This window comes from Acinetobacter sp. 1294243 (genome assembly GCF_000588015.1).
GTDB lineage: Bacteria > Pseudomonadota > Gammaproteobacteria > Pseudomonadales > Moraxellaceae > Acinetobacter > Acinetobacter pittii.
In genome coordinates this window covers 1-3,597 of sequence record NZ_JFXG01000039.1, presented here as the reverse complement: position 1 = coordinate 3,597, position 3,597 = coordinate 1, and the positions used below count along the sequence as shown (strand labels likewise).

Sequence of the window (3,597 nt, the reverse complement as noted above, 5' to 3'; positions counted from 1 at the left end):
ATTATTTTTACACGGTATTCCATTCGATAGCACATGTTGGCTCCCAATAATTAATAAAATCACCTATGATCAGGTCGCTATGATGGACCTACCTGGACTTGGGCGTTCAGGTAGTTACGAGGTGATGGAAGATAACAATCATCAGTTTATTGATAATGCTGCAAAGCTTTTAGCACCAAATAGTGTTGTTATTGCTCACTCGTTAGGATGTTTATTTGCATTGAGTCTTGCACAGAAATATCCAAATAAAGTTGCACGTCTTATCCTTATATCGCCTTATTTCGTGCAGGCACAGGCCGCAAAAATATTTCAAATACAAACGATCTCTAATCTAATTTTCCGTTTTGTATCGAAAGATAAAATTGCTAAAAATCTGCATCCAGATGGACAAAAAAATCTATCTGTTGGTTATGCGATGGATTCATTACACCGGGTGTCGGTAGCCAAGCATATTAGTGAGTATATGCATCGTATTAGTTTGCCTCAGCAGAGAGTATCTCAAACAGCTTTGTTAAACGAGCTTGGCTCTAAAGTTGAAATCATTGTTGGAGAGAAGGATCCAATTGTTACTACAATAAGTCCTAATATTCCTGTACATATCATTGCTGGCGCAGGCCATAATCCGCACGTTACCCATGTAGAAGCGGTTTATGATTATCTCACACCAGTTCTAACCAAATATATCAGCACCACAGTACAGCTCAGTGATGTCTGATATTTCCAAAGTACAGGTTTATGTCTGCCCGGTTTCACGCGTGCCACAAAACCATCTCATATTGAGTCATTATCTCAGCTTTCTCAATGCGGCAGAAAAGTTGAGATATGATCAATATCATCCTCATGCTGCACGACTTTTCTTAATCTCTCGTGTCTTAACGAAGTCTGTTTTAGCAGATAAGTTGGGTATTTCACCCTATGAGGTCATCATTCAATTACAACCTAACGGCAAACCTTTTATACAAGGTAGTAAAGCTATTTATTTTAATCTTAGTCATTCAGCAGATGTTATTGTTCTTGCGATGACTGAAAAAGGAGAAATAGGAGTTGATGTTGAACGGCTGGACCGTGGGTTCGATTGGATGCGTGTCGATAGCGTCTTAGCGCCAAGTGAAATTGAATGGATTCAGGAAAATGAAAGGATTGATCCATCCAGTGTATATCAGCGTTTTTTTCAAATATGGACCTTAAAAGAATCCTATATTAAATGTACTGGCGAAGGAATGAGTCGTCATTTAAAGAAGCTCAACTTTCATGTGTTAGCTGAACATATAGATTTTCTCGATTCAACTCGTGATATTCAAAAGACAGAAGAATATTATTTCCAAAGCTATGTCTATGATCATAACTTTATCTTTTCAATCTGTTTACAGCAGCTTCTTGCCCAAGAAAGATTTGATCTGGATTGTTTTCAATTAGTGCCATGTATATCTACACATCGAATAACGCCAGTACCCTGCAAATATAACTAGATTAACTCGATACAATTACTTATTTAAAAATCTGAGTCTATTAATGAAATATTCGGCCTTGAGCTGAGCTATTCTCAGAATATACTGTGAATTGATAGAACGTAAAATCATCGACCAATAAAAAGAAAAAAGCCCCAGTCTTTCGACTAGGGCCTTTTAAATTTGGAGCGGGAAACGAGACTCGAACTCGCGACCCCAACCTTGGCAAGGTTATGCTCTACCAACTGAGCTATTCCCGCGTGCCGCTTATAATACATTAAGCAAAACAAGGGTCAACAACTTTATGCAAATAATTATGCTGATTGCATAAAATAAAAACAGAAATGACCATTTAGCGGTATTTTTGTTGTTAAGTTGCCGAATAAATAGACATTTTGTTTGAAGTCAAAGCATACAAGAGCAACTTTTGTTTGTGTGTAGACAAGGTATACTAGGTTCAAATATACGAATAATCGTAAAAGGAAAAGCTATGAGCCTTGAACAACAGTTGATTGAACGGTTACAAACACTTGCACCTAGTCATTTGGAAGTGATCAATGAGTCTGCCGGGCACGGTGGTTATTTTCCAGGCAAGGAATCTCATTTTAAAGTGATTATAGTGAGCAACGAATTTAATGGATTGCGTTTAGTTCAACGTCATCAAAAAGTATACGCGTTAGCTTCTGATTTAATGAATCCAGGCCAAATTCATGCTTTAGCGATTCATGCTTATTTGCCAAGTGAGTGGCAAGGTCAAGCACCTGCTAGCCCAGAATGTGCACATGCACCTAAAAGCTAAGGGTTAATTTCATGGATGCACATTTACTCACTAAAATTATTCATATGACTGCGGTAGCTGCTGCACTTATGGTCTTTGTTTTACGCGCTTCAACTCTGTTTATAGGTGTTCAAGGTGAACAACCCAATCCAGCAGGGCGTAAAGTATTAGTTGCCTTACAACATTTGTCATTTACCGTGGTTTTCATTACGGGTGCAATTTTGTTAGTCATGAAAGACTTTCAAGTACAACCGTGGTTTTACGCTAAAATTATTCTATTTTTAGTGTTGTTATCTTCCTTGATGAAAGCCTTTAAAAAAGATGACACTCTTTTGTTGGCACAGCGCCGTGCAGGTTTAGTCATTAGTGCGATTGCATTTATTGCTATTATTATCTTAGTGATTGTGAAACCTGTTTTTGCTTAATTGTTCTACATTCTTTGCCTTTTTGATTAAGCTCTAGGTTAAACTGCGTACAGTAAAATAATATGCAGAGGGAAACATGTTAACTCGTGTGGTGTTTAACCAAAAAGGCGGTGTAGGGAAATCAAGTATTACTGTAAATTTGGCTGCAATTAGTGCCAAACATGGCTTAAGAACATTGGTGATCGATCTTGATCCTCAAGCCAATTCTAGTCAGTATCTTTTAGGTGACGAAGCAACCTATTCTGCTGAAAAATCAATTTTAGAGCCAAATATCGAAAATTTCTTTGATGATGTGTTGGGCAACAATCAACAAAAGGGTTTAATCGGTAACGCATTAGGTTCAATTTTAAAAGCTCCAAGAAATAAAGATCTCGACAGTTTTGTTCATTCAACTCCTTTTGCAAAATTAGATGTGCTTCCAGCAAGCCCTACACTTGGCGCGCTTGAACATGCGCTTGAAAGTAAACATAAAATTTATAAATTACGTGATTCGATCCAAAACTTAGTTGGGCGATATGACCGTATTTATATAGACACACCACCAGCATTTAACTTTTTTACTCTTTCTGCTCTGATTGCGGCAGATAAAGTACTTATTCCTTTCGACTGTGATGTTTTTTCAAAGCGTGCGTTACAAACATTGATTGAAAATGTTCTCGAAACGCAAGATGATCATAATGATCGCTTGGAAATTGAAGGAATTGTGGTGAATCAATTCCAATCCCAAGCAAAATTACCTCGGGAAGTGGTTCAGCAGTTAAAAGATGAAGGGTTGCCTGTACTCAATAGCATGTTACCGCCTTCGATTTTGATGAAAGAATCGCATCAGAAAAATTTACCTTTGGCCCATTTGGCACCCGAACATAAATTGACTCAAGCTTATGAGACATTGTTTGGTGAGATTGAGCCAAAACGATAAGAGAAAAATGATGAAAGGCTTATATAT

General features: G+C 37.6%; 5 protein-coding genes and 1 tRNA gene. 5 read left to right on the top strand and 1 reads right to left on the bottom strand.

Annotated features, from left to right (window positions below):
- Together J655_RS23945 and J655_RS23940 are read left to right on the top strand one after the other, a co-directional pair.
- A partial coding sequence (locus tag J655_RS23945; RefSeq protein ID WP_032053407.1) for an alpha/beta fold hydrolase occupies positions 1 to 715 on the top strand: 715 nt, incomplete at its 5' end.
- Positions 708 to 1,469: a 4'-phosphopantetheinyl transferase family protein gene (locus J655_RS23940; protein ID WP_017482317.1), complete on the top strand. Its 762-nt coding sequence runs from the start codon at positions 708 to 710 to the stop codon at positions 1,467 to 1,469. The genes J655_RS23945 and J655_RS23940, both read left to right, overlap by 8 nt.
- Positions 1,470 to 1,632: 163 nt before the next feature.
- On the opposite strand, the gene J655_RS23935 is transcribed toward J655_RS23940, so the two are convergent.
- Positions 1,633 to 1,708, bottom strand: a tRNA-Gly gene (locus tag J655_RS23935).
- A 230-nt stretch (positions 1,709 to 1,938) separates the two neighbouring features.
- Here J655_RS23935 and J655_RS23930 point away from each other — a divergent pair.
- From J655_RS23930 to J655_RS23920, 3 genes are all read left to right on the top strand, one after another.
- A complete protein-coding gene (locus J655_RS23930; RefSeq protein WP_005804768.1) occupies positions 1,939 to 2,247 on the top strand; it encodes a BolA family protein in 309 nt (102 codons plus the stop codon).
- Positions 2,248 to 2,258: 11 nt separating this feature from the next.
- Positions 2,259 to 2,651, top strand: a complete 393-nt coding sequence (locus tag J655_RS23925; RefSeq protein WP_005071964.1) for a SirB2 family protein — start codon at positions 2,259 to 2,261, stop codon at positions 2,649 to 2,651.
- Between the two features lie 76 nt (positions 2,652 to 2,727).
- Entirely contained in the window at positions 2,728 to 3,570 is an 843-nt protein-coding gene (locus J655_RS23920; RefSeq protein ID WP_005071966.1) for a ParA family protein, read from the top strand.
- Positions 3,571 to 3,597: the final 27 nt, after the last annotated feature.

Bases quoted from the DNA above. Each gene is read 5' to 3' on its own strand.
- J655_RS23940 (WP_017482317.1), top strand. From the start codon at position 708: ATGTCTGATATTTCCAAAGTACAGGTTTATGTCTGCCCGGTTTCACGC.
- J655_RS23930 (WP_005804768.1), top strand. From the start codon at position 1,939: ATGAGCCTTGAACAACAGTTGATTGAACGGTTACAAACACTTGCACCT.
- J655_RS23925 (WP_005071964.1), top strand. From the start codon at position 2,259: ATGGATGCACATTTACTCACTAAAATTATTCATATGACTGCGGTAGCT.
- J655_RS23920 (WP_005071966.1), top strand. From the start codon at position 2,728: ATGTTAACTCGTGTGGTGTTTAACCAAAAAGGCGGTGTAGGGAAATCA.